This window comes from Pseudomonas sp. Marseille-Q5117 (genome assembly GCF_946901175.1).
Taxonomy (GTDB): Bacteria; Pseudomonadota; Gammaproteobacteria; order Pseudomonadales; family Pseudomonadaceae; genus Aquipseudomonas; species Aquipseudomonas iranensis.
Genome location: NZ_CAMPPP010000029.1, coordinates 1 through 25,727, shown reverse-complemented (window position 1 = coordinate 25,727; position 25,727 = coordinate 1). Strand labels below are relative to the sequence as shown.

The 25,727-nt window shown below is 60.7% G+C and carries 23 protein-coding genes and 1 pseudogene; 5 read left to right on the top strand and 19 right to left on the bottom strand.

Translation table 11 applies throughout. The annotated features are described in order from the left end of the window. Positions 1-86 precede the first annotated feature (86 nt). Positions 87-3,155, bottom strand: coding sequence for an efflux RND transporter permease subunit (locus tag OC605_RS27595; RefSeq protein WP_041478146.1), 3,069 nt, complete (start codon positions 3,153-3,155; stop codon positions 87-89). A 6-nt stretch (positions 3,156-3,161) separates the two neighbouring features. Continuing rightward, the gene (locus OC605_RS27590; RefSeq protein ID WP_024011758.1) at positions 3,162-4,262 is read right to left on the bottom strand and encodes an efflux RND transporter periplasmic adaptor subunit; all 1,101 of its coding nucleotides are present in this window, start codon (positions 4,260-4,262) and stop codon (positions 3,162-3,164) included. A 94-nt stretch (positions 4,263-4,356) separates the two neighbouring features. Here OC605_RS27590 and OC605_RS27585 point away from each other — a divergent pair, with 94 nt between their 5' ends. Next, positions 4,357-4,992 (top strand): TetR/AcrR family transcriptional regulator, encoded by a 636-nt coding sequence (locus tag OC605_RS27585; protein ID WP_262140457.1) that lies wholly within the window; start codon positions 4,357-4,359, stop codon positions 4,990-4,992. A gap of 107 nt (positions 4,993-5,099) precedes the next feature. Here the strand turns inward: OC605_RS27585 and OC605_RS27580 are convergent, their stop codons facing one another. Then, positions 5,100-5,882, bottom strand: coding sequence for a class I SAM-dependent methyltransferase (locus tag OC605_RS27580; RefSeq protein ID WP_225930969.1), 783 nt, complete (start codon positions 5,880-5,882; stop codon positions 5,100-5,102). 92 nt (positions 5,883-5,974) lie between these two features. Between OC605_RS27580 and OC605_RS27575 the strand changes: the two genes are divergently transcribed. Beyond that, on the top strand, positions 5,975-6,595 hold the full coding sequence (locus tag OC605_RS27575) for a hypothetical protein (protein WP_016770666.1): 621 nt from the start codon (positions 5,975-5,977) through the stop codon (positions 6,593-6,595). 3 nt (positions 6,596-6,598) lie between these two features. Here the strand turns inward: OC605_RS27575 and OC605_RS27570 are convergent, their stop codons facing one another. The 7 genes from OC605_RS27570 to ppc form a co-directional block, all read right to left on the bottom strand. Continuing rightward, the gene (locus OC605_RS27570) at positions 6,599-7,291 is read right to left on the bottom strand and encodes an extensin family protein (RefSeq protein WP_262140456.1); all 693 of its coding nucleotides are present in this window, start codon (positions 7,289-7,291) and stop codon (positions 6,599-6,601) included. A 2-nt stretch (positions 7,292-7,293) separates the two neighbouring features. Beyond that, a complete protein-coding gene (locus OC605_RS27565; protein WP_110600155.1) occupies positions 7,294-8,130 on the bottom strand; it encodes an oxaloacetate decarboxylase in 837 nt (278 codons plus the stop codon). 30 nt (positions 8,131-8,160) lie between these two features. Next, positions 8,161-9,021 (bottom strand): DUF72 domain-containing protein, encoded by an 861-nt coding sequence (locus tag OC605_RS27560; RefSeq protein ID WP_024011753.1) that lies wholly within the window; start codon positions 9,019-9,021, stop codon positions 8,161-8,163. Continuing rightward, entirely contained in the window at positions 9,021-9,329 is a 309-nt protein-coding gene (locus OC605_RS27555) for a hypothetical protein (protein ID WP_130912763.1), read from the bottom strand. The genes OC605_RS27560 and OC605_RS27555 overlap by 1 nt, the downstream gene beginning before the upstream one ends. A 257-nt stretch (positions 9,330-9,586) precedes the next feature. Next, the gene (gene tsaB / locus OC605_RS27550; RefSeq protein WP_262140455.1) at positions 9,587-10,261 is read right to left on the bottom strand and encodes a tRNA (adenosine(37)-N6)-threonylcarbamoyltransferase complex dimerization subunit type 1 TsaB; all 675 of its coding nucleotides are present in this window, start codon (positions 10,259-10,261) and stop codon (positions 9,587-9,589) included. 95 nt (positions 10,262-10,356) lie between these two features. Continuing rightward, complete coding sequence (adk, locus tag OC605_RS27545; protein WP_110600161.1) at positions 10,357-11,007, bottom strand: adenylate kinase; 651 nt, start codon at positions 11,005-11,007, stop codon at positions 10,357-10,359. 300 nt (positions 11,008-11,307) lie between these two features. Further along, positions 11,308-13,938 carry a phosphoenolpyruvate carboxylase gene (gene ppc, locus OC605_RS27540; RefSeq protein ID WP_262140454.1) on the bottom strand — a complete coding sequence of 877 codons (2,631 nt, stop codon included), beginning with the start codon at positions 13,936-13,938 and terminating at the stop codon, positions 11,308-11,310. Positions 13,939-14,150: 212 nt separating this feature from the next. On the opposite strand from ppc, the gene OC605_RS27535 reads away from it, so the two are divergent. The 3 genes and pseudogenes from OC605_RS27535 (at position 14,151) to OC605_RS27525 (ending at position 16,121) form a co-directional block, all read left to right on the top strand. Further along, on the top strand, positions 14,151-14,495 hold the full coding sequence (locus OC605_RS27535; protein ID WP_042606952.1) for a hypothetical protein: 345 nt from the start codon (positions 14,151-14,153) through the stop codon (positions 14,493-14,495). Between the two features lie 378 nt (positions 14,496-14,873). Continuing rightward, on the top strand, positions 14,874-15,278 hold the full coding sequence (locus OC605_RS27530) for a DUF4398 domain-containing protein (protein WP_024011747.1): 405 nt from the start codon (positions 14,874-14,876) through the stop codon (positions 15,276-15,278). 55 nt (positions 15,279-15,333) lie between these two features. Next, positions 15,334-16,121 (top strand): annotated as a pseudogene (locus OC605_RS27525) (OmpA family protein). Positions 16,122-16,357: 236 nt separating this feature from the next. Here OC605_RS27525 and OC605_RS27520 read toward each other — a convergent pair. From OC605_RS27520 to OC605_RS27480, 9 genes are all read right to left on the bottom strand, one after another. Next, positions 16,358-16,687 (bottom strand): hypothetical protein, encoded by a 330-nt coding sequence (locus OC605_RS27520; RefSeq protein ID WP_262140453.1) that lies wholly within the window; start codon positions 16,685-16,687, stop codon positions 16,358-16,360. Further along, positions 16,684-17,589 (bottom strand): alpha/beta hydrolase, encoded by a 906-nt coding sequence (locus OC605_RS27515; RefSeq protein ID WP_262140452.1) that lies wholly within the window; start codon positions 17,587-17,589, stop codon positions 16,684-16,686. Before OC605_RS27515 ends, OC605_RS27520 begins: the two co-directional genes overlap by 4 nt. Positions 17,590-17,737: 148 nt before the next feature. Continuing rightward, entirely contained in the window at positions 17,738-18,988 is a 1,251-nt protein-coding gene (locus tag OC605_RS27510) for a flavohemoglobin expression-modulating QEGLA motif protein (RefSeq protein WP_166554750.1), read from the bottom strand. 187 nt (positions 18,989-19,175) lie between these two features. Next, a complete protein-coding gene (locus tag OC605_RS27505) occupies positions 19,176-19,889 on the bottom strand; it encodes a TetR/AcrR family transcriptional regulator (RefSeq protein WP_016771505.1) in 714 nt (237 codons plus the stop codon). Positions 19,890-19,994: 105 nt separating this feature from the next. Continuing rightward, positions 19,995-21,497 (bottom strand): lysine--tRNA ligase, encoded by a 1,503-nt coding sequence (gene lysS, locus OC605_RS27500; RefSeq protein ID WP_016771506.1) that lies wholly within the window; start codon positions 21,495-21,497, stop codon positions 19,995-19,997. A gap of 78 nt (positions 21,498-21,575) precedes the next feature. Next, positions 21,576-22,671 (bottom strand): peptide chain release factor 2 gene (gene prfB, locus OC605_RS27495; RefSeq protein ID WP_099758102.1). Its coding sequence is split into 2 segments (ribosomal slippage): positions 21,576-22,598 and positions 22,600-22,671, totalling 1,095 coding nucleotides; the frame shifts between segments, so codons are not numbered across the junction. A 309-nt stretch (positions 22,672-22,980) separates the two neighbouring features. Then, the gene (locus tag OC605_RS27490) at positions 22,981-23,982 is read right to left on the bottom strand and encodes a PleD family two-component system response regulator (protein WP_024011741.1); all 1,002 of its coding nucleotides are present in this window, start codon (positions 23,980-23,982) and stop codon (positions 22,981-22,983) included. Between the two features lie 48 nt (positions 23,983-24,030). Next, on the bottom strand, positions 24,031-25,041 hold the full coding sequence (locus OC605_RS27485; protein ID WP_122505651.1) for a chemotaxis response regulator protein-glutamate methylesterase: 1,011 nt from the start codon (positions 25,039-25,041) through the stop codon (positions 24,031-24,033). Continuing rightward, the coding region (locus OC605_RS27480; protein WP_262140451.1) for a response regulator at positions 25,038-25,727 on the bottom strand (690 nt) is incomplete at its 5' end. The genes OC605_RS27480 and OC605_RS27485, both read right to left, overlap by 4 nt.

Genomic DNA, 25,727 nt, shown 5'->3' with positions numbered 1-25,727 from the left:
CCGCCAGCCGCAACACCCACAGCAACGGATATACACCCAAAATCCCAAATCATGGTCGGCCCGAAGGCCGCCACGACACAAAAACCTCAAGCCTCCTTACGCACCCGAAACCAGGCCGCATACAACGCCGGCAAAAACAACAGCGTCAGCGCCGTAGCCACAATCAGCCCGCCCATGATCGCCACCGCCATCGGCCCGAAAAACACACTGCGCGACAGCGGAATCATCGCCAGCACCGCCGCCAGCGCCGTCAATACAATCGGCCTGAAGCGCCGCACCGTAGCCTCGATAATCGCCTGCCAAGGCTTAAGCCCCGATGCAATATCCTGCTCGATCTGATCGACCAGAATCACCGAATTGCGCATGATCATCCCGGACAACGCGATCGTCCCGAGCATCGCCACAAACCCGAACGGCTGGCGGAACACCATCAGAAACAACGTCACCCCGATCAAGCCCAACGGCGCCGTCAGAAACACCATCGCCGTACGCGAGAAACTGCGCAACTGCACCATCAGCAAGGTCAGCACCACGACAATGAACATCGGCACCCCGGCATTCACCGACTTCTGCCCGCGCTCGGAATCCTCCACCGTGCCGCCGACATCCAGAAGATAACCATCAGGCAATTCGGCGCGAATCGGGTCCAGCGTCGGCATGATCTGCTTGACCAGCGTCGCCGGTTGCTCCTTGCCATAAATGTCCGCGCGTACGGTCACGTTCGGCAGGCGGTTGCGGTGCCAGATGATGCCTTCCTCGAAACCATATTCCAGCGTGGCAATCTGCGACAACGCCACACTGCGACCGTTATCGGTCGGCACCGCCAGGCTCGGCAACAACGACAATTCAGTGCGCTCGTGCACGGTGCCGCGCAGCAGAATCTCGATCAATTCGTTGTCTTCGCGGTACTGGCTGACCGTCGAGCCGACCAGCGAACTCTGCAGGAATTTCGCCAGATTGGCGGTGCTCACACCGAGGGCGCGGGCGCGATCCTGATCAATGTTCAGATAAACAACTTTGCTCGGTTCTTCCCAGTCCAGATGCACGTTGACCACATGCGGATTCTCGCGAACCTTTGCTGCCACCTTGCGCGCCAACGCACGGACTTCTTCGATGTGCTCGCCAGTGACGCGGAACTGCACCGGATAGCCAACCGGCGGCCCGTTTTCCAAACGGGTGACCCGCGAACGCAGGGCCGGGAACTGTTCGTTGAGGGTTTCGATCAACCAGCTGCGCAGCGCTTCACGCTCTTCGATGGTTTTTGCCAACACCACGAACTGAGCAAAACTCGCCGCCGGCAGTTGCTGATCCAGCGGCAGATAAAAGCGTGGCGAACCGGTGCCGACATAGGCCACATAATTGTCGATGCCGGCGTGCTCCTTGAGCAGCGCTTCGAGGCGTTTGACTTCACTGGTGGTATTGGCCAGCGAAACACCTTCGGCCAGTTTCAGATCGACCATCAACTCCAGCCGGTTCGAAGCCGGGAAGAACTGCTGCGGGACGAAACGGAACAACATCACCGAGGCGATAAACAGGCCCACGGTGAGCACGATCACCGTCTTGCGATGGGCCACGCACCACTCCACCAGACGCCGGACGCGCTGATAGAACGGCGTGGCATACGGATCCGGTTGACCATCGCCAGTGCCGTGTTTTGCCGCGTGAATTTTCGCCAGATCCGGCAGGAGTTTTTCCCCCAGATACGGCACGAACATCACCGCCGCGACCCATGAGGCGAGCAAGGCAATGGTCACTACCTGGAAAATCGAACGGGTGTATTCGCCGGTGCCGGACTGGGCAGTGGCAATCGGCAGGAAGCCGGCGGCGGTGATCAGCGTGCCGGTGAGCATCGGGAATGCGGTGCTGGTCCAGGCATAACTCGCCGCGCGAATCCGGTCGAAGCCCTGTTCCATTTTGATCGCCATCATTTCCACAGCAATGATCGCGTCATCCACCAACAAGCCCAGCGCCAGCACCAGCGCACCGAGGGAAATCTTGTGCAGACCGATGCCGAGGTAATACATGCAGGCGAAGGTCATCGCCAGCACCAGCGGAATGGTCAGCGCGACGACCATGCCGGTGCGAACACCGAGGGAAAAGAAGCTCACCAGCAAGACGATCGCCAGCGCTTCGACCAACACCTGAACGAACTCGCCGACGCCGGTTTTTACCGCTGCCGGCTGATCGGACACCTTGCGCAACTGCATGCCGGCCGGGAGGTTTTTCTGGATCCGCGAGAACTCGCCCTCCAGCGCCTTGCCCAGGACGAGAATGTCGCCGCCGTCCTTCATCGCCACGGCCAGACCGATCGCGTCGTCGCCCATGAAACGCATGCGCGGCGCCGGTGGGTCGCTGAAACCGCGACGCACATCGGCGATATCGGAGATGCGGAAAGTACGATCGGCGACGCGGATCGGAAAGTTCTTTATCTCATCGACTGTCTGAAAATTCCCCGAGACACGTAGCTGCAAGCGCTCGCTGCCGGTTTCGAAGAACCCCGCCGTGGACACCGCGTTCTGTTCCTCCAGCGCCTGCTGCACTGCCGCCAGCGGCAAGCCGAGGGTGGCGAGCTTGACGTTGGACAGCTCGACCCAGATTTTCTCGTCCTGCAGGCCGAGCAGTTCGACCTTGCCGACGTCCTTGACCCGCTGCAGCTGGATCTGGATGCGGTCGGCGTAATCCTTGAGCACGGCGTAATCGAAACCGTCGCCGGTCAACGCATAGATATTGCCGAAGGTAGTGCCGAACTCATCGTTGAAGAACGGCCCCTGAATTCCCGGCGGCAGGGTCTGGCGAATGTCGCCGACCTTCTTGCGCAACTGGTACCAGAGATCGGGGATCTGCTTGGAGTGCATCGAGTCGCGGGCGATAAAGGTGACCTGGGATTCACCGGGGCGTGAGAACGACATGATGCGTTCGTACTCGCCGGTTTCCATCAGCTTCTTTTCGATACGTTCAGTGACCTGGCGCGAGACCTCCTGCGCGGTCGCACCGGGCCAGCGGGTCTGAATGACCATCGCCTTGAAGGTGAACGGCGGGTCTTCACTCTGGCCGAGTTTGGTGTAGGACAACGCGCCGACAACGGCGAGCAAAAGCATCAGGAACAGTACGATCTGGCGATTACGCAACGCCCATTCGGAGAGGTTGAAGCGCATCGGGGCTTACTCCTTGTTCGCCAGATTGACCACACGATTGGAGCGATCCACTGGTCGCACCTGCTGGCCGTCGAGCAATACGTGAACGCCGGCAGCCACCACCCAGTCGCTGGCATTCAGGCCCTCGAGCACCGCCACGCTTTTCTCGCCGAACGGACCGACCCGCACCGGGGTTTTCTTCAACGTGTTGTTGCCGTTGACCACCCAGACGTAAGTGGCGCCGTTTTCAGCGGTCAGCGCGGAAAGCGGTATCGACAACGAGACACTGTCGGCCGCTTGCACAAACACCCGTGCGCTCTGCCCCAGTTCGGCCGGGACTTTGCCGCTGGTGAACGAGATACGCGCAGCAAAAGTGCGTGAGCGCGGGTCGGCGGACGGCGACAACTCGCGGATCTGCCCGGCGAAGCGTTGATTCTGCTGTGCCCACAATTCCACGGTAACCGGCTGACCGACCTTGAAGCGGCCGAAGCTTTGCTCCGGCAGGCTGATCAATACTTCGCGCTCACCATCGGTGGCGAGGGTGAACACGGTTTGCCCGGCAGCGACCACCTGACCGACTTCCACCGAACGCTTGGCCACCACACCGTCCTGTGGCGCACGCAGCACCGCGTAACTGGCCTGGTTGGTCGAAACGTTGAATTCAGCTTTGATTTGTTTAAGGCGGGCTTCGCCGGAGCGATATAGATTTTCCGCGTTGTCGTAGGCCGAGCGGCTGACCATCTGCCGATCCATCAGGGTTTTATAGCGATCACGTTCCGCGCGCACCAGGTTCAGATTGGCCTCGGCGGCGGCAACCTGCGCGCGGGTGGCTTCCAGTTGCAGGCGCACATCCTGCGGATCGAGTTCGGCCAAGGGCTGATCGGCTTTGACGCGCTGGCCTTCGTCGACCAGTCGTCGGCTGACTTTGCCGCCAATGCGGAATGCCAGATCAGGCTCATAACGGGCACGCACTTCGCCCGGATAACTCTCCATCGCCTGCGCCGAAGGCTCGGGCTGTACCACCATGGCCGGGCGTACGGTGACCTTGGTCACCTCTTCCTGACCGCACGCCGATAACAGGAACGCCAGACTGACTGGCACGGCAAAGGACAACGCATGGCGGAACATGGTGACGGACCTTTCGCGAATGAGGCTTGGAATATTTATACTGTCGGGTATGGTATTAATAGCAAACTCACCAGTCCAGTATTAAAAGCGAAGAATGTCGAACAATCTTTCAGCTCCAAACGGCCCGGGCCGCCCCAAGGATCTGGCCAAGCGCCAGGCGATCCTCGATGCGGCGAAAACCCTGTTTCTCTGCCATGGCTACGCCAACACCAGCATGGACGCGGTTGCCAGCGAGGCCGGCGTGTCGAAGCTGACGGTCTACAGCCATTTCAACGACAAGGAGACGCTGTTCTCTGCCGCCGTCGTCGCGAAATGCGAGGAGCAATTGCCACCGTTGTTTTTCGAATTGCCGGAAAACATCCCGGTGCAAAATGTATTGCTGAACATTGCCCGGGGCTTCCACCAACTGATCAACAGCGATGAATCGGTAAACCTGCACCGCTTGATCATGGCGCTGGGCAGCCAGGATCCGAAGCTGTCGCTGATCTTCTTCGAGGCTGGTCCAGAGCGCGTAGTCAGCGGCATGGAAGGTTTGCTGACGAAGATCCATGCGACCGGAGCGCTGAGCATCGACCAGCCACGCAACGCTGCTGAGCACTTCTTTTGCCTGATCAAAGGCGCGGGAAATTTTCGTTTGTTGTACGGCTGCGGCGAGCCGCTGACCGGAGAGGCAGCGGAGCGGCATGTGCGGGAGGTGGTGGGGTTGTTTATGCGGGCGTACAAACCCTGACAGTTTTGCGGTGCTTGTGCAGACCGCTTCGCGAGCAGGCTCGCTCCCACACTGGAATGCATTTCAACTGTGGGAGCGAGCCTGCTCGCGAACGGGGCGACGCGCTCTCAGGGTTTGAGCGCTTTCTTGGGATAAATGTCATACCGGCTCGATTTGCCATCCAGCGCATGGCTCGGTTTCGGTCCCTCGATGCACGGTGCCTTGCGCGGGCGCTTGACCACCACCCGGTGCGTGGCCAGCGCCAGTGCGGCTTCGAGCAGGGCCGGGGCATCCGGGTCATCGCCCACCAGCGGGCGGAAAAGGCGCATTTCCTTTTTCACCAGCGCGGTTTTCTCACGATGCGGGAACATCGGGTCGAGATAGATCACCTGCGGCGCCTCCCCTTCCCAACTGCGCATCACTTCGATGGAGTTGCCCTTGAGCAATTTCATCCGCGCCACGATCGGCGCTACATCGAAATCTTCTGCCGCCCGGGCCAAGCCGTCCTCAAGCAGTGCGCCGATCAGCGGCTGACGCTCGATCAGGCTCATTTCACAACCGAGACTGGCCAGCACAAACGCGTCCTTGCCCAGCCCCGCCGTGGCATCTAGGACGCGCGGGCGCACGCCTTGGGCGATGCCGACCGCTTTAGCAATCATCTGCCCGCTGCCGCCGCCATACAAACGACGATGCGCCGCGCCGCCTTCGACGAAGTCGACCCGCACCGGTCCAGGCGCATCCGGGCCAAGCTGCTGCAACTGCAAACCCTGCTCGCCGACCTGCAAGGCGAACTCACCGTCGGCCTCGCCGAGCGGCAAGCCGAGACGTTCGGCCCAGTGCTCGGCTTGCGCTTGAAACGTCGGGGCGAGGGCCTGGACATGGATGCGGCAGGCCGCGGGTGACTCGATCATGAAAAAACGCTCAAAAAAGTTAAGGATCGACAAAAACCGCCGATAAACCATTCAACGCGCATTTTGCCAGAGCTGAGCGTCAACCGAAAAAAATGTCAGGCATTCTTCCCACATCGATTGGCTACGTTTCGCCCCATGGCGACTTCAGCCGTCATAACACTCAAGCACTGAGCGGCGTCAGTCACCTGTGGCAGGATTTCTTTGCCCAGGCCCTGGCCGAACAGACGAGTGAAGTGGTGCCTGCCTGTGGCACGTTTCCTCCGGTTGACCTGAACAGCCCGGAAGAACCGACCGTTGGCAGCGAGTTGCACGCGCACATCGTCAGCCAGCGTGAGTGCGACGTGGTCGAAACCCAGGTTCGACCGCCAGAGCCACTGTTCCTGCCGATCGCCGAGTTCGAAATGGAGCTGCTGGACAAGCCGTTCCCACCGTTCCCGCCAGAAGAACTCAAGGCTCAGCAAGAGCAACAGGATTTCGACAGCAGTTGGGTACGCCCGATTGTGATCAACAATGGCCAGCCACTGCCGGAGCCAGGCCCTGCTCCGCAGAAACGTCCGCTGTACCTGCCGATTGCCGAGTTCGACCTGGACTTGCTGCAGAAGCCTTACCCGCCGTTCCCGCCGGAAGAAATCGTCGAGCAACAGAAAGCTCTGGACTTCGATAATGGCTGGGCTCGCCCAATCGTTCTGCAGAACCTGCGCCTCGCCGCCTGATCCTCAGCGACACACGCTCCAGCGCCCGACATCGACATGAAAGTGATTGCGATGAGCGGCGTTGTAATCCGGGCTCAACACCACACTGAATGACTCACAGGCGCCGTCACGCAGCTGGCGCAGAAACTCTGCGTCCTGATTCTGCTTGGGCCAATCCTTGAGCACGCTGATCGTGCGTCCGTCAGCCAGGCGGAAACCGGCGATGTCCAGCGCGTCGGCACTCGCATGTCGGCTGAGAGCGCCGCTCTCACGGTTGTAAACATTGCGACAGGCAAAGCTGCCGAGGTGATCGACCCGCGCGATTTTCTGGCCGTAAACCGATTGCGCCGCCGGTTGCAGGGTGTGGTGTTCAAACATTGCGTAGGCCACCGCCAGCGGGCAACTGGCGATGAAACTGCTGCTCAGCGCCACTTCACCGCCCTGCACCCGCAGAGCACCGATCAGCGGACACTTGGCGCCCGGGCTGTCGGCCTGGGGGCTGACGCGCAGATCCGAGCTGCTCAGCGCCTGTGCGCAAAGCTCGGGATCACTGCGCAGGCGCATGAGTTTGTAACCGGTCAGCCAGTTGGGCGCGGCTTTTATGTCCAAAGGCGCCCATGGATTCCCCTGCGGCGGCACCTCCAGCCAGCCGCGCCAGACACTTACCGCTGCACCACCCATCGCGAGCAACACCACCCAGAACAGCCAACGTCCCATGCTCAGTCCTTGAAGAATTGATTGGCCCTGGCATAAGGCATCGACTGTGAGGTGAAGCCAAAGCTGCCGGATTGCTGGATTTCTTCAGCTGCGCGGAAGAACTCGCCGAACGCCGCCAGCGCCAGTGCCGAGCCGGTGCTGATGCGGCGTACGCCCAGTTCCTCGAGCTGTTGCACGGTCAGTTTCAAACCGCCAGACATCAGCACATTGACCGGTTTCGGCGCCACCGCTTGCACCACTGCACGCACTTCTTCGGCGCTGCGCAAACCTGGTGCATAGAGCACGTCGGCACCCGCCGCGGCAAATGCCTGCAAACGGCGAATGGTGTCGTCGAGGTCGGGATTATCGTGCAGGTAATTTTCGGCGCGAGCCGTGAGAATGAAGGGAAACGGCAGGGTGCGCACCGCCGCGACGGCGGCTTCAATCCGTGCGACGGCGTGTTCGAAGCAATAGATCGGCGCGTCCGGACGTCCCGTAGCGTCCTCGATCGACCCGCCCACCGCGCCCGCCTCGGCGGCACGGAGAAGACTCTGCGCAGACTCCAGCGGATCATCGGCAAAGCCGTTTTCCAGATCCACCGCCACCGGCAGATCCGTCGCCGCGACAATCGCGCGGACATTGGCCAAGGTCTCGTCGAGACTCAGTGCGCCATCAGCCTTGCCCTGGGAAAACGCGTAACCGGCGCTGGTGGTGGCCAAGGCCTGATAGCCAAGACTGGCGAGCATCTTCGCCGAGCCGGCATCCCACGGATTGGGGATGACGAAGATCCCCTGGCGATCATGCAGGGCCTTGAAGGCTTGGGCTTTGAGGAGTTGCTGCTGACTAACTTGGACGTTCATCGACGGGCTCCCGGGCAGAAAAAACCCGCCTCAGAGCAAGCCAAGCTGCTCGGCGGCGGGTTCTCTGTATAGCTCAGGCAGCGCGGGCAAGCCAGGCAAACGTTGCATCAGTTGTGCGTGAAAACGTTGCGCCAGTTTCGCTGCCAACAGGTTGTCGGCGGTATGCAGAAAGACGTAGGGCGTGCGGCCCTCTTCGATCCATTCAGCGACTTTCGCCACCCACGGCACAAGAAACGCATCGTTGGCCTCAAGCTCGGGATGTCCGATGAAGCGCACCTGTGGAAACTGCGTGAACGCCGCCGGACGGGTCGGTACACGCGGCTTTTTCGACTGCGCGTGGATCACCGAGGACTCGGTCGACAAGCAGCTGAACAGCGCGCGCGGGTCGAGACAGATGCGCTCGACACCGCGATCCAGCAACAGACGATTGAGCAGACGCTCGCTCTCGCCCTTGGCGAAGAACTGTTCATTGCGCACCTCGACCGCAAGCGGGCAATCCAGCGCATCTATAAACGCCGCGAGCTCCGGCAGGCGCTGCGGCGTGAAGCTTTTCGACAGTTGCAGCCACAGCGGCGAAACACGTTCGCCTAACGGCTTGAGTAATTGCAGGAAGGTTTCGGCAGCGGTCAGTTGCTCGCGCAGGTCGCCGCTGTGGCTGATGTCGCCGGGGAATTTGGCAGTGAAGCGAAAGTGCGCCGGCATGATCTCGGCCCAGCGCTGCACAGTGGCTGGCGACGGACTGGCGTAGAAGGTGGTGTTGCCTTCGACGGCGTTGAACACCTGGCAGTAGAGAGCGAGAAAGTCGGAGGTTTTTGCGTCTACCGGATACAGATACTCGCGCCAGGCATTTTCGCTCCAGGACGGGCAACCGAGGTAGTAAGGCAGATCCATCAGATATACAGATCGAGGCCCAGCACGTCTGCGTCCCAATCGACAAAACCGGCGGTGCTCAGGTAGCTGGCCAGAGCCATGGCTACGCTCTTCTTCATCGCGCGGTGGTAAATCATGTCTTGTTGACGGGCAGGCAGGTTGCTCAGGCGTTGCGCGGTGGCTTGAGCGGCACGAGCGGCCATCTGCTCTTCGCTCGGGAATTCCAGCTCGCCGTCGATAATCTCGACGGACTCATCCAGCGCCGCATTGCCTTTACGCGGCTTGCGCTTGATGGGGTAGGACTGAGTGGAAACGCCGTCTATACGCATAATGTCATGCTCGGTATCAATGATGGCAATTTAGCGGCACTTGACCGACTTAGCAAACCGCCGAGTGATAACTAGAACACAGAAAGCGCAAAAGGTTTTAAGCGAGGGGGCAGAAACTGACGATTGGCGATATTTGGATGTGACTCGAAACCTGTGGGAGCGAGCCTGCTCGCGAAGGGTCCAGCACATTCAACACATGCATTGATTGACCAGAAGCCTTCGCGAGCAGGCTCGCTCCCACAGGAGAAAGTGTCGAATCAGCGGGCTTTCGGGGTGGCAACTTTATCGCGCAGGTAGACCGGTTGCGCATCATCTGCCGGGATCGCCTCACCGCGCTCCCAAGCGAAACGTGCCAGGGTCAACAGGTCTTCGGCGTGGGGCAGCATGCCGGCGTCGGAGCCGCTCAGATTGACCGCAATGCGCTCACCATAACCCCAACCGGTACCGGCACCGAACCAATCACCTGTGGCATCGGCCGGTAGCGCAGCCACCTCCGGCGGCAGCACCGCTTCGACACCAACCAGACGCATCTCCCCCGCCGTCTCGCGGTAGCAGCCCCAATACACTTCATCCATCCGCGCATCGATGGCGGCTGCCACCTGGCTTACGCCATGTTCACGAAAGGCACGCTGGGCGAGCACGGCAAGGTTGGATACCGGCAATACCGGACGATCCAGAGCAAAGGCCAAACCCTGCACCACACCGATGGCAATGCGCACACCGGTGAACGCGCCCGGGCCACGGCCGAAGGCAATCGCGTCGACCGCTTGCAATGTGGTGCCCGCATCGGCAAGCAATTGCTGGATCATCGGCAGCAGCTTCTGCGCGTGCAGGCGCGGGATCACCTCGTAATGGCTCGTGACCTTGCCGTCATGCAGCAAGGCAACGGAGCAAGCTTCAGTCGCGGTGTCCAGGGCCAGCAAGGTGCTCATCGATGTTTCCAAAACAGGGGTGGGGAAAAAAGTGCGTCAGTATAAACAACTACGGCCCGCAAGCGGGCCGTGGATGATGCAGCCGATCAGACTTTTCAGCTCAGCGCGGCCAGCACCTTGGTGGTGATTGCATCAACCGAACCCACGCCTTCGATGTGGCTGTACTTTGGCTTGCCGCCGTTGTTGGCGGAAAGGTTCTGGTAGAACTCCACCAGCGGTTTGGTCTGCGAGTGGTAGACCGACAGGCGATGACGCACGGTTTCTTCGGTGTCGTCCTTGCGCTGCACCAGCTCTTCACCGGTGATGTCGTCCTTGCCAGCCAGTTTCGGCGGGTTGTAGACGATGTGGTACACGCGGCCGCTGGCTTCGTGAACACGACGACCGGCGATGCGCTGGACGATTTCTTCGTCTTCAACAGCGATTTCCACAACTGCGTCCAGCTCGACACCGGCAGTGACCAGTGCTTCAGCCTGCGGAATCGTGCGCGGGAAGCCGTCGAACAGGAAACCGTTGGCGCAATCAGGTTGAGCGATGCGGTCCTTGACCAGCGCGATGATCAGGTCATCCGACACCAGGCCGCCGGCATCCATGATGCTCTTGGCTTGCACGCCCAGTGGAGTGCCAGCCTTGACCGCAGCACGCAGCATGTCGCCGGTGGAGATTTGCGGAATGCCGAATTTCTCGGTGATGAACTTTGCCTGAGTACCTTTACCGGCCCCGGGAGCTCCCAGCAGAATGACGCGCATCGATGTGCTCCTCAATTTTTTATATAAAAGCTTTACAAAACAAAGGATTCGCTCGTAACCGGCGGATCCTGAAAATACGGGTCGTGGCCGCACAAACGGCCAAAGGCTGATCAAGATACACAGCAGGCTGCGCCCACACAAGACGCCAAAAGTCGGAGAAACCAACGCCCGCCGTGACCTCGCGACGCGGTAACCCAAGTCGCAACCCCATCAATAACTGTCGCCTCGCGGCACTTTCCTACAGCAGGAGAAGCGGCATCCGACCCTTGTCGCGAATGCCGCCTGAGGTGCTCAGCAACCTTAGCCGGTATTGCGCAATCCGGCGGCAATCCCCGCTACAGACACCAGCAGCGCCTGTTCCACCGGGCTGCCCTGCTCGACATCCTGCTGCCGCGAACGCGCCAACAGTTCGGCCTGCAATAGATGCAGCGGGTCGAGGTAGGTGTTGCGCAGGCGGATGAATTCGAGGGTGTCGGGGCTGTGCGCCAGCAGCTGCGATTGCCCGGTCAGACCGAGCACCACCGAGCACGCCTGCGACAATAGGTCGCGTAACTGCGCGCCCAACGGCAGCAGATCGGCTTCGACCAAACGTTCGTCATAGGACTGCGCGATATCCGCGTCGGCCTTGGCCAAGACCATTTCCAGCATGTCGATACGAGTGCGGAAGAACGGCCATTGTTCGCGCATCTGCCCGAGCAGCTCGCCCTCGCCGCGTTCCAGGGCCTTGCTCAGAGCAGTCTCCCAGCCCAGCCAGGCCGGCAGCATCAATCGCGTCTGGGTCCAGCCAAAGATCCACGGGATCGCCCGCAGGCTTTCGATACCGCCGGCGCGGCGCTTGGCCGGACGACTGCCGAGCGGTAGACGCCCCAACTCTTGTTCCGGGGTCGACTGACGGAAGTACTCAACGAATTGCGGATTTTCCCGCACTACCTGGCGGTAAGCGCTGACACCGTCCGCCGCCAACTCGTCCATCAGATGCCGCCATCCAGGCGTCGGCGGCGGTGGTGGCAACAACGTGGCCTCGAGCACGGCGGCCAGATACAGATTGAGGTTCTGCTCGGCGATGTCCGGTAGGCCGAATTTGAAACGAATCATTTCGCCCTGTTCGGTGGTTCGAAAACGCCCGGCCACCGACCCCGGCGGCTGCGACAGAATTGCCGCGTGTGCCGGACCGCCGCCACGACCAACGGTGCCGCCGCGACCGTGGAACAGCAGCAGTTCAACTTGCTGCTCACGGCAGATTTCCACCAGGCGTTCCTGCGCGCGATATTGCGCCCAAGCCGCAGCAGTGGTGCCGGCATCCTTGGCCGAGTCGGAATAGCCGATCATCACTTCCTGCGGGCCATGCAAACGCGCGCGATAGCCCGGCAACAGCAGCAGACGCTCCATCACCGGCCCGGCGTTGTCGAGGTCGGCGAGGGTTTCGAACAGCGGCACCACGCGCATCGGCCGCAATACGCCGGATTCCTTGAGCAGCAGTTGCACCGCGAGCACGTCGGAAGCGGCGCCGGCCATGGAGATCACGTAGGAGCCCAGCGACGCAGCGGGCGCGGCGGCGATTTCCTTGCAGGTGTTGAGCACTTCGGCGGTGTCGGCCGATGGTTTGAAATGCGCGGGCAGCAACGGACGACGGTTGCTCAGCTCCTCGGTGAGGAAGTTGATGCGCTGTTCTTCATCCCAATCCTCATAGCGGCCGAGGCCGAGGTAATCGGTGATTTCGGTCATTGCCGAGCTGTGCCGGGTCGAATCCTGACGCACATCGAGGCGCACCAGGAACAGGCCGAACGTCACCGCTCGACGCAGGCAATCGAGCAATGGCCCGTCGGCGATAACGCCCATGCCGCACTCGTGCAGCGAGTTGAAACACAGTTGCAGAGGTTCGAGCAGGTCGCGATTGTCGTGCAGCACATCGGCGGTGGCCGGGGTCGGCGCGGTCAATGCAGCGTGCGCCCAATTGCGCGTCGCACGCAGACGTTCGCGCAATTGTTTGAGCACTGCGCGATACGGTTCGGCGCTATCGCCGGCCTTGGCCTTCAGCGCATCGCTGGCCTGCTGCATCGACAGTTCGGCAGCCAGGTGATCGACATCGCGCAGGTACAAGTCAGCGGCCATCCAGCGCGCCAGCAGCAAGACTTCGCGAGTGACGGCGGCGGTGACATTGGGGTTGCCGTCACGGTCGCCGCCCATCCATGAGGCGAAGCGGATCGGCGCGGCTTCCAGCGGCAAGCGCAGACCCGTGGCGGCGAACAGCGCCTGATCGGCCTTGCGCATATGGTTGGGGATTGCCTGCCACAACGAATGCTCGATCACCGCGAAGCCCCACTTGGCTTCATCGACCGGGGTCGGGCGGGTGCGGCGGATTTCTTCGGTGTGCCAGGCTTCGGCGATCAGCCGTTGCAGTTTGCTCTGGATCTGCTCGCGCTCGGCGCTGGTCAGGTCGCGATGGTCCTGCGCGGCGAGTTGCGCGGCGATCGCGTCGTACTTCTGGATCAACGTGCGTCGCGCCACTTCGGTCGGGTGCGCGGTCAGCACCAGTTCGATTTCCAGCCGCGCCAGTTGCCGGGCCAGAGATTCGGCGCTGTGGCCTTCACTGCGCAGGCGCGCGAGCAGTTCCGGCAATACCCGCGATTCGAACGGCGCCGGTTGCGACTCCTCGCGGCGATGGATCAGCTGATATTGCTCGGCGATGTTGGCCAGGTTGAGAAACTGGTTGAAGGCCCGCGCGACCGGAAGCAATTCGTCTTCACTCAATTGATTGAGGCTGGCGCTCAGTTCTGCGTCCATCGAGCCGCGCCGGTCGGCCTTGGCGCCCTTGCGAATCTGCTCGATCTTGTCGAGGAACGCCTCGCCGTACTGGTCTCGAATGGTGTTGCCCAACAGCTCTCCGAGCAGGTGAACGTCTTCGCGCAAGCGTGCATCAATATCGGTCATCAGCAGTTCTCCAGCGGTAATCGGGGACAGCGCAGAAACGAATGCTTTGCCAGAGAGTGCCGCTCTGCGCCGCTTCTTACAAGCAGGCGACGAATCGACTTAAACCTTGCGCGCGATAACCAGTCTCAACAGTAAGCCGTACGACGGCCCGCCGCCGGCGCTGCCGGACACTCACCCAGGCCTGCCATCAGCAGGCGCGAAATGAGGTCATCATGAAAATTCGTGAACTCGCCCAGCATTGGGAAGAAAACGCCAAAGGTCGCCTGACCGACACCGGCTACACGATTCACCTGGATGTGGAATCCGCCGCGCGCCTGGCGGCGATTGCCGAAATGTATCCCAAGCGGCACCCCGAGGAATTGCTCGGCGAACTGATCGGCGCCGCGCTTGAGGAGTTCGAAGCGAGCCTGCCGTATGTGAAGGGTTCGACGGTGGTGGCGACGGATGAGGAAGGCGATCCGTTGTATGAAGATGTAGGCCCGACGCCGCGTTTTCTGGCGTTGTCGCGACGGCATTTGCATGACCTCTCCTCGGCTGAGAACAAGCAGAAGCACTGACCCGACACACATCAAAACCGTGGGAGCGAGCCTGCTCGCGAATGCGGATTTTCATTCAGCATTTGCGCTGACTGACACATCGCATTCGCGAGCAGGCTCGCTCCCACATCGGTCGTATTCCAGATCGAAAATCGGTTTATCAACGGCCAGATTGCACCCGCGCGTACCGCTTCAAACCGCCAAAGTTCCCGTCCCAGAGCCTTGTCCGAACGGTCAATTTAATTTTTGGCGATAGGCCATCTTTTCTGAACTTTTCAAAAATGCCGCCGGTCGGAACAGGTAACCACGCCTGGAACGAGCGTTTCAATTCGCGTCAACAAGCGATGCTTTCGGCTCCTCTGCCAGGATGGATTCAGTTGTATTTTCAGGAGATGCCTAATGGAGTTGAAGACCATGAAAACCCAAACCTCGTTTTCCCACCTGCGCGGTCTGAAACTGGCCGCTCTGGCCATCGGCACCAGCTTCGTACTGGCCGGTTGCGCCGGTAATCCTCCGACCGAGCAGTACGCCGTCACTCAATCGGCCGTCAACAGCGCCGTCAGCGCTGGCGGTACCGAGTTCGCTGCGGTGGAGATGAAGCAGGCTCAGGACAAACTGAAACAAGCTGAAATCGCCATGCACGACAAGAAGTATGACGAGGCCCGTCGCCTGTCCGAACAGGCTGAATGGGACGCTCGCGTCGCTGAACGCAAGGCTCAGGCCGCCAAGGCCGAACAGGCTGTGAAGGATTCCCAGAAAGGTGTTCAGGAACTGCGTCAGGAAAGCCAGCGCACTGTGCAGTAAGCGTGCATCCCGACCGCAAAGCTGAAACTCTTACCGATAGAAAGGACGACAAATTATGCGTAAGCAACTGATGATTCCCGCTCTTCTGGCCGCAAGCGTTGCACTGGCTGCCTGCTCCACCCCGCCTAACCCGAACCTGGAACAGGCGCGCACCAACTACGCCGGCCTGCAGGCCAACCCACAGGCGAGCAAAGTCGCGGCACTGGAAACCAAAGACGCCAGCGATTACCTGGACAAGGCCGACAAGGCTTATCTGGACAAGGAAGACGCAGCCAAGGTTGACCAACTGGCTTACCTGACCAACCAGCGCGTCGAAGTGGCCAAGCAGACCATCGCTCTGCGCACCGCTGAAAACAACCTGAAAAACGCCGCAGCCCAACGTGCCCAGGCCCGTCTGGATGCCCGTGACCAGCAGATCAAACAGCTGCAGGACAGCCTCAACGCCAAGCAGACCGATCGCGGTACGCTGGTGACTTTCGGTGACGTGCTGTTCGCCACCAACAAGGCTGATCTGAAATCCAGCGGCCTGGTGAACATCAACAAACTGGCGCAATTCCTTCAGGAAAACCCGGATCGCAAAGTGATCGTCGAGGGTTACACCGACAGCACCGGCACCGCGAGCTACAACCAGTCGCTGTCCGAGCGCCGCGCAACTTCCGTGCAGATGGCTCTGATCAAGATGGGCGTCGATCCTTCGCGCATCGTCGCTCAGGGTTATGGCAAGGAGTACCCGGTAGCGGATAACGGCAGCGTCTCGGGCCGTGGATGAACCGTCGTGTGGAAGTGACCATTTCCAACGACAACCAGCCAGTAGCACCGCGTTCTTCGGTGAGCTCGAACTAAGCTTCACCCGGTAACGCAAAAGCCCCGCCTGACTTGATCAGGCGGGGCTTTTTTTGTGGGAGCAGACATCGTAACCCCTCACCCCAGCCCTCTCCCGAGGGAGAGGGAGCCGATTTGTGTCGCTTTCAAAACTTGTATTCGGCGCAATGGATCAGGTCGACGTAGCTTAAACAAACACCTCGGTCAGTCCCCTCTCCCTCTGGGAGAGGGTTAGGGTGAGGGCTGAACCTGCAGAATCACTTCTCGAGTTTCTGCGGAGTCTCTTCGCCCATACACCGCACCGCTTTCTTCTGCGTGTTGATCAACACCCCGGTCAGGCCTTTCTGTTCGGTATCGAACAGCACCAGCACGCCATCAATGCACTGCGCCACTTGCGGCGCAGGTGTCAGCGAGACTTTGTAGTCCTCGCCCGGCACGGTCTTGAGCATGGTGAATTCGCTGAGCAGCAACGCATCCTCCGGCTTGGCAAAGTGCAGGTAGCCGTAGTACCACAGCGCCCCGACGGTGCCGAGGATGCTGCAGATACCGGTGATGATCAGCGGGATGGCGTTGCGTTCTTCACTCATTGCGGGGTCTCATCTTCATTATTCGGAGGCGGCGGATAATTGGGGATTTCGCCGAGGCGGCGCAGGCCGTCAAAGTGTTCGGGATCATCGAGATAGCGCAGCATGACCTGACGCCACACCGGGTCGCCGAAGGTCTGCACATGACCACCACGGGTCAGTTGCAACACACGCGGCGGCGGCGCTGCCTGATACAGGCGAATGCCATTGGCTATCGGCACCAGCGGATCGTCGATGCTGTGGAAGATCAGCTTCGGCACGCCGGTCAGCTGCGCCATCGAGTTGATTGCGCTGTCGCCGTCCGGCACCAGCCACGACAGCGGCACTTGCAATGGCCAGGTCAGCCACGAAGTGCTGAGGGCGAATTGGCCGACACTGCGATAACTGGCCGGCACGCCATCCAGCACCAGGGCCTTGAGTTGTTTTTGCCGCTCCGGGTGCTGCGCCAGCCAATGCACCGACATCGCGCCGCCCAGACTTTGCCCGAGCAGCACCAGCGGTTTGCCTTTGACCTCGGGCGCGTTGTCGAGCCAGGCGAAGGCCGCATCGATATCCTGATAGATCGCCGGCAGGCTGGGCTTGCCTTCTGACAAACCGTAGCCGCGATAGTCGACCAGCAGCACCTGATAGCCATTCTTCGGCAACCACCAGCTGCCGCCCAGATGCATCGGCAGATTGCCGCCGTTGCCGTGCAGATGCAGGACCGTGCCTTTGACCTCGACGCCAGGTTTGGCCGGCAGCCACCAGGCGTTGAGCTTCAAGCCGTCGGCGGTGATCAGGGTGACGGTGCGGTATTCGAGTTTGGCTTTGTCCGGGGTGAAGATCTGGCCCGGTTCAGGATAGAACAGCAGCGAACTGCAACCGCCGAGGGTCAAGAGCAGGCAAAGGATGCCGAGGATTCTCATCCGGTGAAACCTCGCAAAAGAGCTGAACAAAAATCAAACCTGTGGGAGCGAGCCTGCTCGCGAAAGCGGTGTATCAGCCAACATCAATGTTGAAGGTGAAATCGCATTCGCGAGCAGGCTCGCTCCCACAAGGGGTTCGGTGCTGGGTCTAGAGAATATTGGAGTAATCCGCCTCAATCCGGTCCAGGCTCAAATGGTTGAGGAAGTTGGAGAAACACATCCACGCCGACAACGCATTCAAGTCACGGAACTGGTCCGGCAGATACTTGGGCGGCACCACCAGTCCTTCGTCCACCAGTTGGCGCAAGGTCCGCATGTCTTCCAGTGTGGTCTTGCCACAGAACAACAACGGAATCTGCTCAAGCTTGCCTTTGCGCACGGCCAACTGAATGTAGTTGTAAACCATGATGAAGCCCTTGAGGTAGGACAAGTCTTTGGTAAATGGCAGACCGGTCGGCGTCGAGCCACGGAACACCCGGCTGGCATTGCCGTAGCTTTCGGCCATCTCGAAACCCTGCTCGCGGAAGAATTCGTAGATCTGCAAGAAGTCCGCGCCCTCCTCGACCATATGAATCGCACGGGTGCGGTTGGTCAGTTTGCGCAGGCGACTCGGGTAAGAGGCGAAGGTGATGATTTCCATCAGGATCGCCAGGCCTTCCTGGGTCACCGTCGACGAGGGTGGGCCTTTCGACAGGAAGGTGCAGATCGGCTGGTTCAAGCCATTGAGTGTGGTGCCGACATGCACCAGGCCTTCGTGGACCTCCAGTGCGCGCACGTCGCGGTCGTTGAACAGTGCGTCGGTGCGAATCTTGATGTAGTCGGCGCCCGCCGCCGCGTCGGCGACGATGCCGTCGGACTCGAACACGCGAATGGTTTCTTCGGCCTCACCGAATACCTTGTTCAGTCGGGTTTGCAGCAGGTGCACCGCGTCTTTGGCGGTGAGGATTTTCGGCTCGTCTTTGAGATCGCCGCGCCCGTCGATGTTGTTCAGGTAGTCGGACATCATCAGGCCGAGGTCGGCGAGGGTCGGGTCACCGGCGTGGAAGGCATCGGACGCCGCGCCGTACAGCTCCTGCGAGATCAGCCCGAAGTCCTCGGTGCCGCGCGCTTCGAGCATGCGCACCACCATGCGGTATTCCTTGCACATGCGCCGCATGATCTGCCCGACCGGGTTGAACTGGCCGAGCTGGCGGGTGATGTCACGCTCGATGTTCTGGAATTCCAGTTTGACCTGGCTCGAATCGAACGACAGCGGGCGGTTGAGGTAGTAGTCGCGATCCACCGCCGGCATTTCCTTGCCCTTGGCCTTGAGGAAGCCCTTGCGCACATTGTCGTCCCACTTGACCGCATCGAGCACGCGGATCGGCGTCTGCGCCAGCACAATGCGATCGGACAACATGCGTATCGTCTGCTGGTAATCGTCCACCCGAAACTCCTGTAGAAAACGTGACGTAGCCAATCATAGGCGCTGAGGCCTTTTGTGGGAGCGAGCCTGCTCGCGAATGCACTGTGTCAGACAACGGAGATGTTGAATATCAGAGTGCTTTCGCGAGCAGGCTCGCTCCCACGGGGTGTAGCGTGAAACGCTAGACGGACGCCAGCACCAGGTGCATATACCGCGTCAGGATCCCGAGCATGTCCTCTTCGGCCAGAGGCTCAGCGTCGTTGAGCAGGCCCTGATATTCCATCCGGCCGATAATCGCCGTCAACACCTTGGCATCCTGCTGCGGTTCGCGCGAGCCCAGTACCTGGAACAACTGGCAGGTGCCCTGCAGCAGAATCTGCTGGTGCGAGCGCACCAGAATGGCCAGACGCGGATTGAGTAGCGCTTCCTGGCGGAACGCCTGTTCGGCCATCAGATGCTCGCGGCGGTTGATCAGTTGCCGGTGCACGTAATCGGCCATCAGCCGCGCAATATCATCGGCCAATTGCGAGCGCGACTCCGGGCTGCCGTCGGCGCTGACCACCATTTCGCGCAACAGACCCTCGTTATTGATCCACAACTTGGCCATGTACGCCGCGCTGCGTTCAACGTATTGGGCGAAGGTATCGGTGAGCAGGTCATCGATGTCCTTGAAGTAATACGTGGTCGCCGACAGCGGCACGCCGGCCTCCGCCGCGACCGCACGATGGCGCACGGCACGCACGCCGTCGCGCACGACAATGCGCATCGCGGCGTCGAGAATGTCCTGGCGACGCTGCTCACTGCCCTGTCGGCTGGCCTTGCGGCCCTGGTACTGAACACTTTCAGCGACCGCAGTGGCGATACCCGCTGCACCTTCTTGAGCTAATGCACCCATCACGACAGCACTTCCTCTACTAATGCCAAATTAACCAATTGATACATTTGTACCAGACAGGCAATAAAAAGCCGCCTGTTTTAGGCGGCTTTTTAACTGAAACGTTTACGCTTGCGGTCGCATGTGCGGGAACAGGATCACATCGCGGATCGACGGCGAGTTGGTCAGCAACATCACCAGACGATCGATGCCGATACCTTCGCCGGCGGTTGGCGGCATGCCGTACTCCAGCGCACGGACGAAGTCGGCGTCGTAGTGCATGGCTTCGTCGTCGCCGGCGTCCTTGTCGGCCACCTGGGCCATGAAGCGTTCGGCCTGGTCTTCCGCGTCGTTCAACTCGGAGTAGGCGTTGGCGATTTCACGACCACCGATGAACAGCTCGAAGCGGTCGGTGACGTTCGGGTTTTCGTCGTTGCGACGGGCCAGCGGCGACACTTCGAACGGGTACTGAGTGATGAAGTGCGGCTGCTCCAGCTTGTGCTCGACCAGCTCTTCGAAAATCATCACCTGCAGTTTGCCCAGACCTTCGAAGCCCAGCACCTTGGCGCCGGCCTTCTTGGCGATGGCGCGAGCCTTGTCGATGTCGTTCAGATCATCGGCAGTCAGCTCAGGGTTGTACTTGAGGATCGAGTCGAACACCGACAGACGCACGAACGGCTCGCCGAAGTGGAACACCTTGTCGCCGTACGGCACGTCGGTGCTGCCCAGCACCAGCTGCGCCAGCTCGCGGAACAGTTCTTCGGTCAGGTCCATGTTGTCTTCGTAATCGGCGTACGCCTGATAGAACTCCAACATGGTGAATTCAGGGTTGTGGCGAGTCGAAACGCCTTCGTTGCGGAAGTTGCGGTTGATCTCGAACACCTTTTCGAAACCGCCAACCACCAGACGCTTCAGATACAGCTCAGGGGCGATACGCAGGAACATCGGCAGGTCCAGCGCGTTGTGGTGGGTTTCGAACGGCTTGGCCGCAGCGCCGCCAGGAATGGTCTGCAACATCGGCGTTTCGACTTCGAGGAAGTCGCGCTTCATCAGGAAGCTGCGGATGTGCGCGATCACTTGCGAACGCACGCGGAAGGTCTGGCGCACGTCTTCGTTGACGATCAGGTCAACGTAGCGCTGGCGGTAGCGCTGTTCGGTGTCGGTCAGGCCGTGGTGCTTGTCCGGCAGCGGACGCAGCGACTTGGTCAGCAGGCGCACGTTGGTCATTTCAACGTACAGGTCGCCCTTGCCGGAACGCGCCAGGGTGCCTTCGGCGGCAATGATGTCGCCCATGTCCCAGGTTTTCACCGCGGCCAGGGTTTCTTCGGACAGTGTCTTGCGGTTGACGTAGACCTGAATGCGCCCGGTCATGTCCTGGATCACCATGAACGAGCCACGGTTGAGCATGATGCGACCGGCAACCTTGACCGGGATTGCAGCCTCTGCCAGCTCTTCCTTGGTCTTGTCCGCGTACTGTTTCTGCAAGGCATCGCAGTAGTTGTCGCGGCGGAAGTCGTTCGGGAAGGCATTGCCCTTGGCGCGCTCGGCAGCAAGCTTTTCCTTGCGCAGGGCGATCAGGGAGTTTTCTTCCTGTTGCAGGGCTTGCGGGTCGAGTTGTAGGTCGCTCATGTCTTTAAGTATTCCATCAGGTTCGTTGCCCCCAGCCTTCGACTGGGGATCGCGGGCGAGCCCGCTCCCACAGGGGTGTTACAGGCCGGATTTCAGGCTGGCTTCCAGGTACTCGTCGATGTCGCCGTCGAGCACCTTGTCGCAATCGCTGCGTTCGATGTTGGTCCGCAGATCCTTGATCCGCGAGGCATCGAGCACGTAAGAGCGGATCTGGTGACCCCAGCCGATATCCGACTTGGTGTCTTCCAGCGCCTGCGAGGCCGCATTGCGCTTCTGCATTTCCTGCTCGTACAACTTGGCCCGCAGCATTTTCATCGCGGTGTCCTTGTTGGCGTGCTGGGAACGTTCGTTCTGGCAGCTGACCACGGTGTTGGTCGGTACGTGGGTGATACGTACGGCCGAGTCGGTGGTGTTTACGTGCTGACCACCGGCACCAGAGGAACGATAGGTGTCGATCCGCAGGTCTGCCGGGTTGATTTCGATTTCCACCTTGTCATCGATCTCTGGCGAGACGAAAACAGCGGAGAACGAGGTGTGACGACGGTTGCCGGAGTCGAACGGGCTCTTGCGCACCAGACGGTGCACGCCGATCTCGGTACGCAGCCAGCCAAAGGCGTATTCGCCCTTGATGTGCACGGTCGCGCCCTTGATCCCGGCGACTTCACCGGCGGACAGTTCCATGATGGTCGCGTCGAAACCGCGTTTGTCAGCCCAGCGCAGGTACATGCGCAGCAGGATGTTGGCCCAGTCCTGCGCTTCGGTACCACCGGAACCGGCCTGGATGTCCAGGTAGGCGTTGTTCGGGTCCATTTCATGGCTGAACATGCGGCGGAATTCCAGCTTGGCCAGATTTTCCTCGAGACGGGCCAGCTCGGCGACGACATCGCCCACTGCGCCTTCGTCGTTTTCTTCGACGGCCATGTCCAGCAGGTCGCGGCAATCGGCCAGACCGCCGTTCAGTTCGTCGAGGGTGTCGACGATCTGCGCCAGCGCGGCACGCTCGCGGCCCAGCTCCTGGGCGTATTCAGGTTTGTTCCAGACACTCGGATCTTCAAGCTCGCGATTGACCTCGGTCAGACGCTCATGCTTTTGATCGTAGTCAAAGATACCCCCGAATAGTTTCGGAGCGCTCGGACAGGTCCTTGATGGTGTTCAGGATCGGGTTGATTTCCATGACGGGCAGCACTCGTTGGCGAACTTTTGAAAGCCGGCGAGTATAACGTAAACAGGCTGTCGCGGCAGCCCGTCTGGCGGTGAATGGGCCGAGATTGCTGCCCTCACCCTAGCCCTCTCCCGGAGGGAGAGGGGACCGATCGGGGGATATTTGAAACATACGCCGACTAGACATGGCTTCACCGAATCCGTGATCGCCAAGCCTGAAGATCCATAATCGCTGCGATCTCTCAGGTCGATGTCTGGCCCGAGACACCTCGGTCGGCCCCCTCTCCCTCCGGGGAGAGGGCTGGGGTGAGGGCAACGGCCGTTACTCGATCCCGACCTGATTGCGCCCATTGTTCTTGGCCAGATACAACCCGCGATCCGCCGCCGAGATCAGCAGCCGGCAATCACTCCCCGCCTGGGGCACCATGGTCGCCAGACCAATGCTGATGGTCAGACTGGAGCCCTCGGCCGGCGTGTTGTGCGGAATTTTCAGCGCCGCCACGGTCTGGCGCAGTTTCTCGGCCAACAGCCGCGCGCCGCCCGGCGAAGTGTTCGGCAGGACCAGAACAAACTCCTCGCCGCCATAACGCGCCGGCAGGTCCGATGGCCGCGAGCTGGCGTCACGGATGGCTGCGGCGACCTTGCGCAACGCTTCATCGCCTTCAACGTGGCCAAAACTGTCGTTGTAAGATTTGAAGTAATCGACGTCGATCATCAGTAACGACAGCTGCGTCTGATCACGCAGCGAACGGCGCCACTCCAGTTCCAGGTACTCGTCGAAGTGCCGGCGGTTGGACAGCCCGGTCAGGCCATCGGAGTTCATCAGCCGTTGCAGCACCAGATTGGTGTCGAGCAATTGCTGCTGGCTGACCCGCAACGCTCGGTACGCCGCGTCGCGCTGCAGCAATGTCATGTAGGAACGCGAGTGATAGCGAATGCGTGCGACCAGTTCAATGGTGTCCGGCAGCTTCACCAGATAATCGTTGGCGCCAGCGGAAAACGCCGCGCTCTTGATCAGCGGGTCTTCCTTGGTCGAGAGGACGATGATCGGGATGTCCTTGGTCGCCGGGTGATTGCGGTATTCGCGCACCAGGCTCAGGCCATCGAGGCCGGGCATCACCAGGTCCTGGAGGATCACCGTCGGCTTGATCCGCACCGCCTGGGCGATGGCCTGCTGCGGGTCGGAGCAGAAGTGGAAGTCGATGTTTTCCTGATTCGACAGCCCACGGCGCACCGCTTCGCCGATCATCGCCTGATCATCCACCAACAACACCATGGCGGCGTTCTCGTCGGTTTTAATGTCGTCGATCTGTAAATCATTCATGAGCGGTCACCTGAGTACTGCGGGGGCCTGGATTGCGGAACAACCTGATCATTTGGGAAAAATCTCCAGCAATCGTGGCGCTATCTTTTCCAGCGGGCGGATTTCCACCGCGGCATCGATCGCCGCGGCAGCCTTGGGCATGCCGTACACCGCACTGCTGTGCTGATCCTGGGCGATGGTCAAATAACCCTGCTGGCGCATGAGCTTAAGCCCTTGCGCGCCATCGCGCCCCATCCCGGTCAATAAAACCCCGACGGCGTCACCGTTCCAGTAACTGGCGACGCTCTCGAAAAACACGTCGATCGAGGGGCGATAGATCTCGTTGACCGGTTCGGCGGTGTAGGCCAGCGTGCCGTTTTTCAACAGGCGAATATGGTGATTGGTCCCGGCCAGCAGCACCGCGCCACTTTGCGGCGGCTCGCCTTCACGGGCCAGACGCACATCGAGGCCGCTGGCACTGGCCAGCCATTCGGCCATGCCGGCGGCGAACACCTGATCGACATGCTGCACCAGCACGATCGCGGCGGAAAAATCCTTCGGCAGGCCTTTGAGCAACACTTCCAGCGCCGCCGGCCCACCGGCAGACGAACCGATCGCCACCAGCCGCTGACGTGACGGCGAACTGCGCGGCGAACTCGGCGCCGGGCGCGCACGTGGCGCCTTGTCGCCGATCAGCCAGCCGATGTTGAGGATCTTGCGCAACAACGGCGCCGCCGCTTCCTGGGCATTGCCGGCGCCGATCGCTGGCGTGTCGACCACGTCCAGTGCGCCGTGACCCATGGCCTCGAACACGCGGTGCACGTTCTGTTGACGATCCACGGTGACGATGACAATCGCGCACGGCGTCTCGGCCATGATCCGCCGCGTGGCTTCGACGCCGTCCATGATCGGCATGATCAGATCCATCAGAATCAGGTCTGGTGTGCACTCGGCGCAGCGTTGCACCGCCTCGGCGCCGTTGCTGGCGACCCAGATCACCTGATGCGCCGGCTCGAACGCCAGCGCTCGGCGCAGGGCCTCCACCGCCAGGGGCATGTCGTTGACGATTGCGATCCTCATGCCCGCGCTCCTCCGATGAGCTCGACCACTGCATCGAGCAGGGCGTCGTCATGAAAACTGGCTTTGGCTAGATAATAGTCGGCGCCGGCATCCAGTCCACGGCGGCGGTCTTCTTCGCGATCCTTGTACGATACGACCATCACCGGCAGCGATTGCAGACGGTTGTCGCGGCGCAGCAGGGTGACCAGCTCGATGCCGTCCATGCGCGGCATGTCGATGTCGGTGATCAGCAGATCGAAGTTCTCCGAACGCAGCGCATTCCAGCCATCCATGCCGTCCACTGCCACCGCGACGTCATAGCCACGATTTAGCAGCAGTTTGCGTTGCAGCTCGCGCACGGTCAGCGAATCGTCGACCACCAAGACTCGTTTGCGCGCCGCTTCGGCAGCTTGATTGCCGTGGCGGGCAATGCGCTCCAGACGCCCGGTATTGAGCAGTTTGTCCACCGAACGCAGCATGTCTTCGACATCGACGATCAGCACCACCGAGCCGTCATCGAGCAAGGCCCCGGCGGAGATGTCCTGAACCTTGCCCAGACGCTCGTCCAGCGGCAACACCACCAGCGTGCACAAGTGCTCTATGACACCGCGCTGGCCTGTCGCATGCGCCCGTTCGCCGATGTGTTGAGCGGGCAGGCGCGCATGGTTCGCGACCTCGGGCGCAGCCTTGGCAAACAAGTGCGCCTG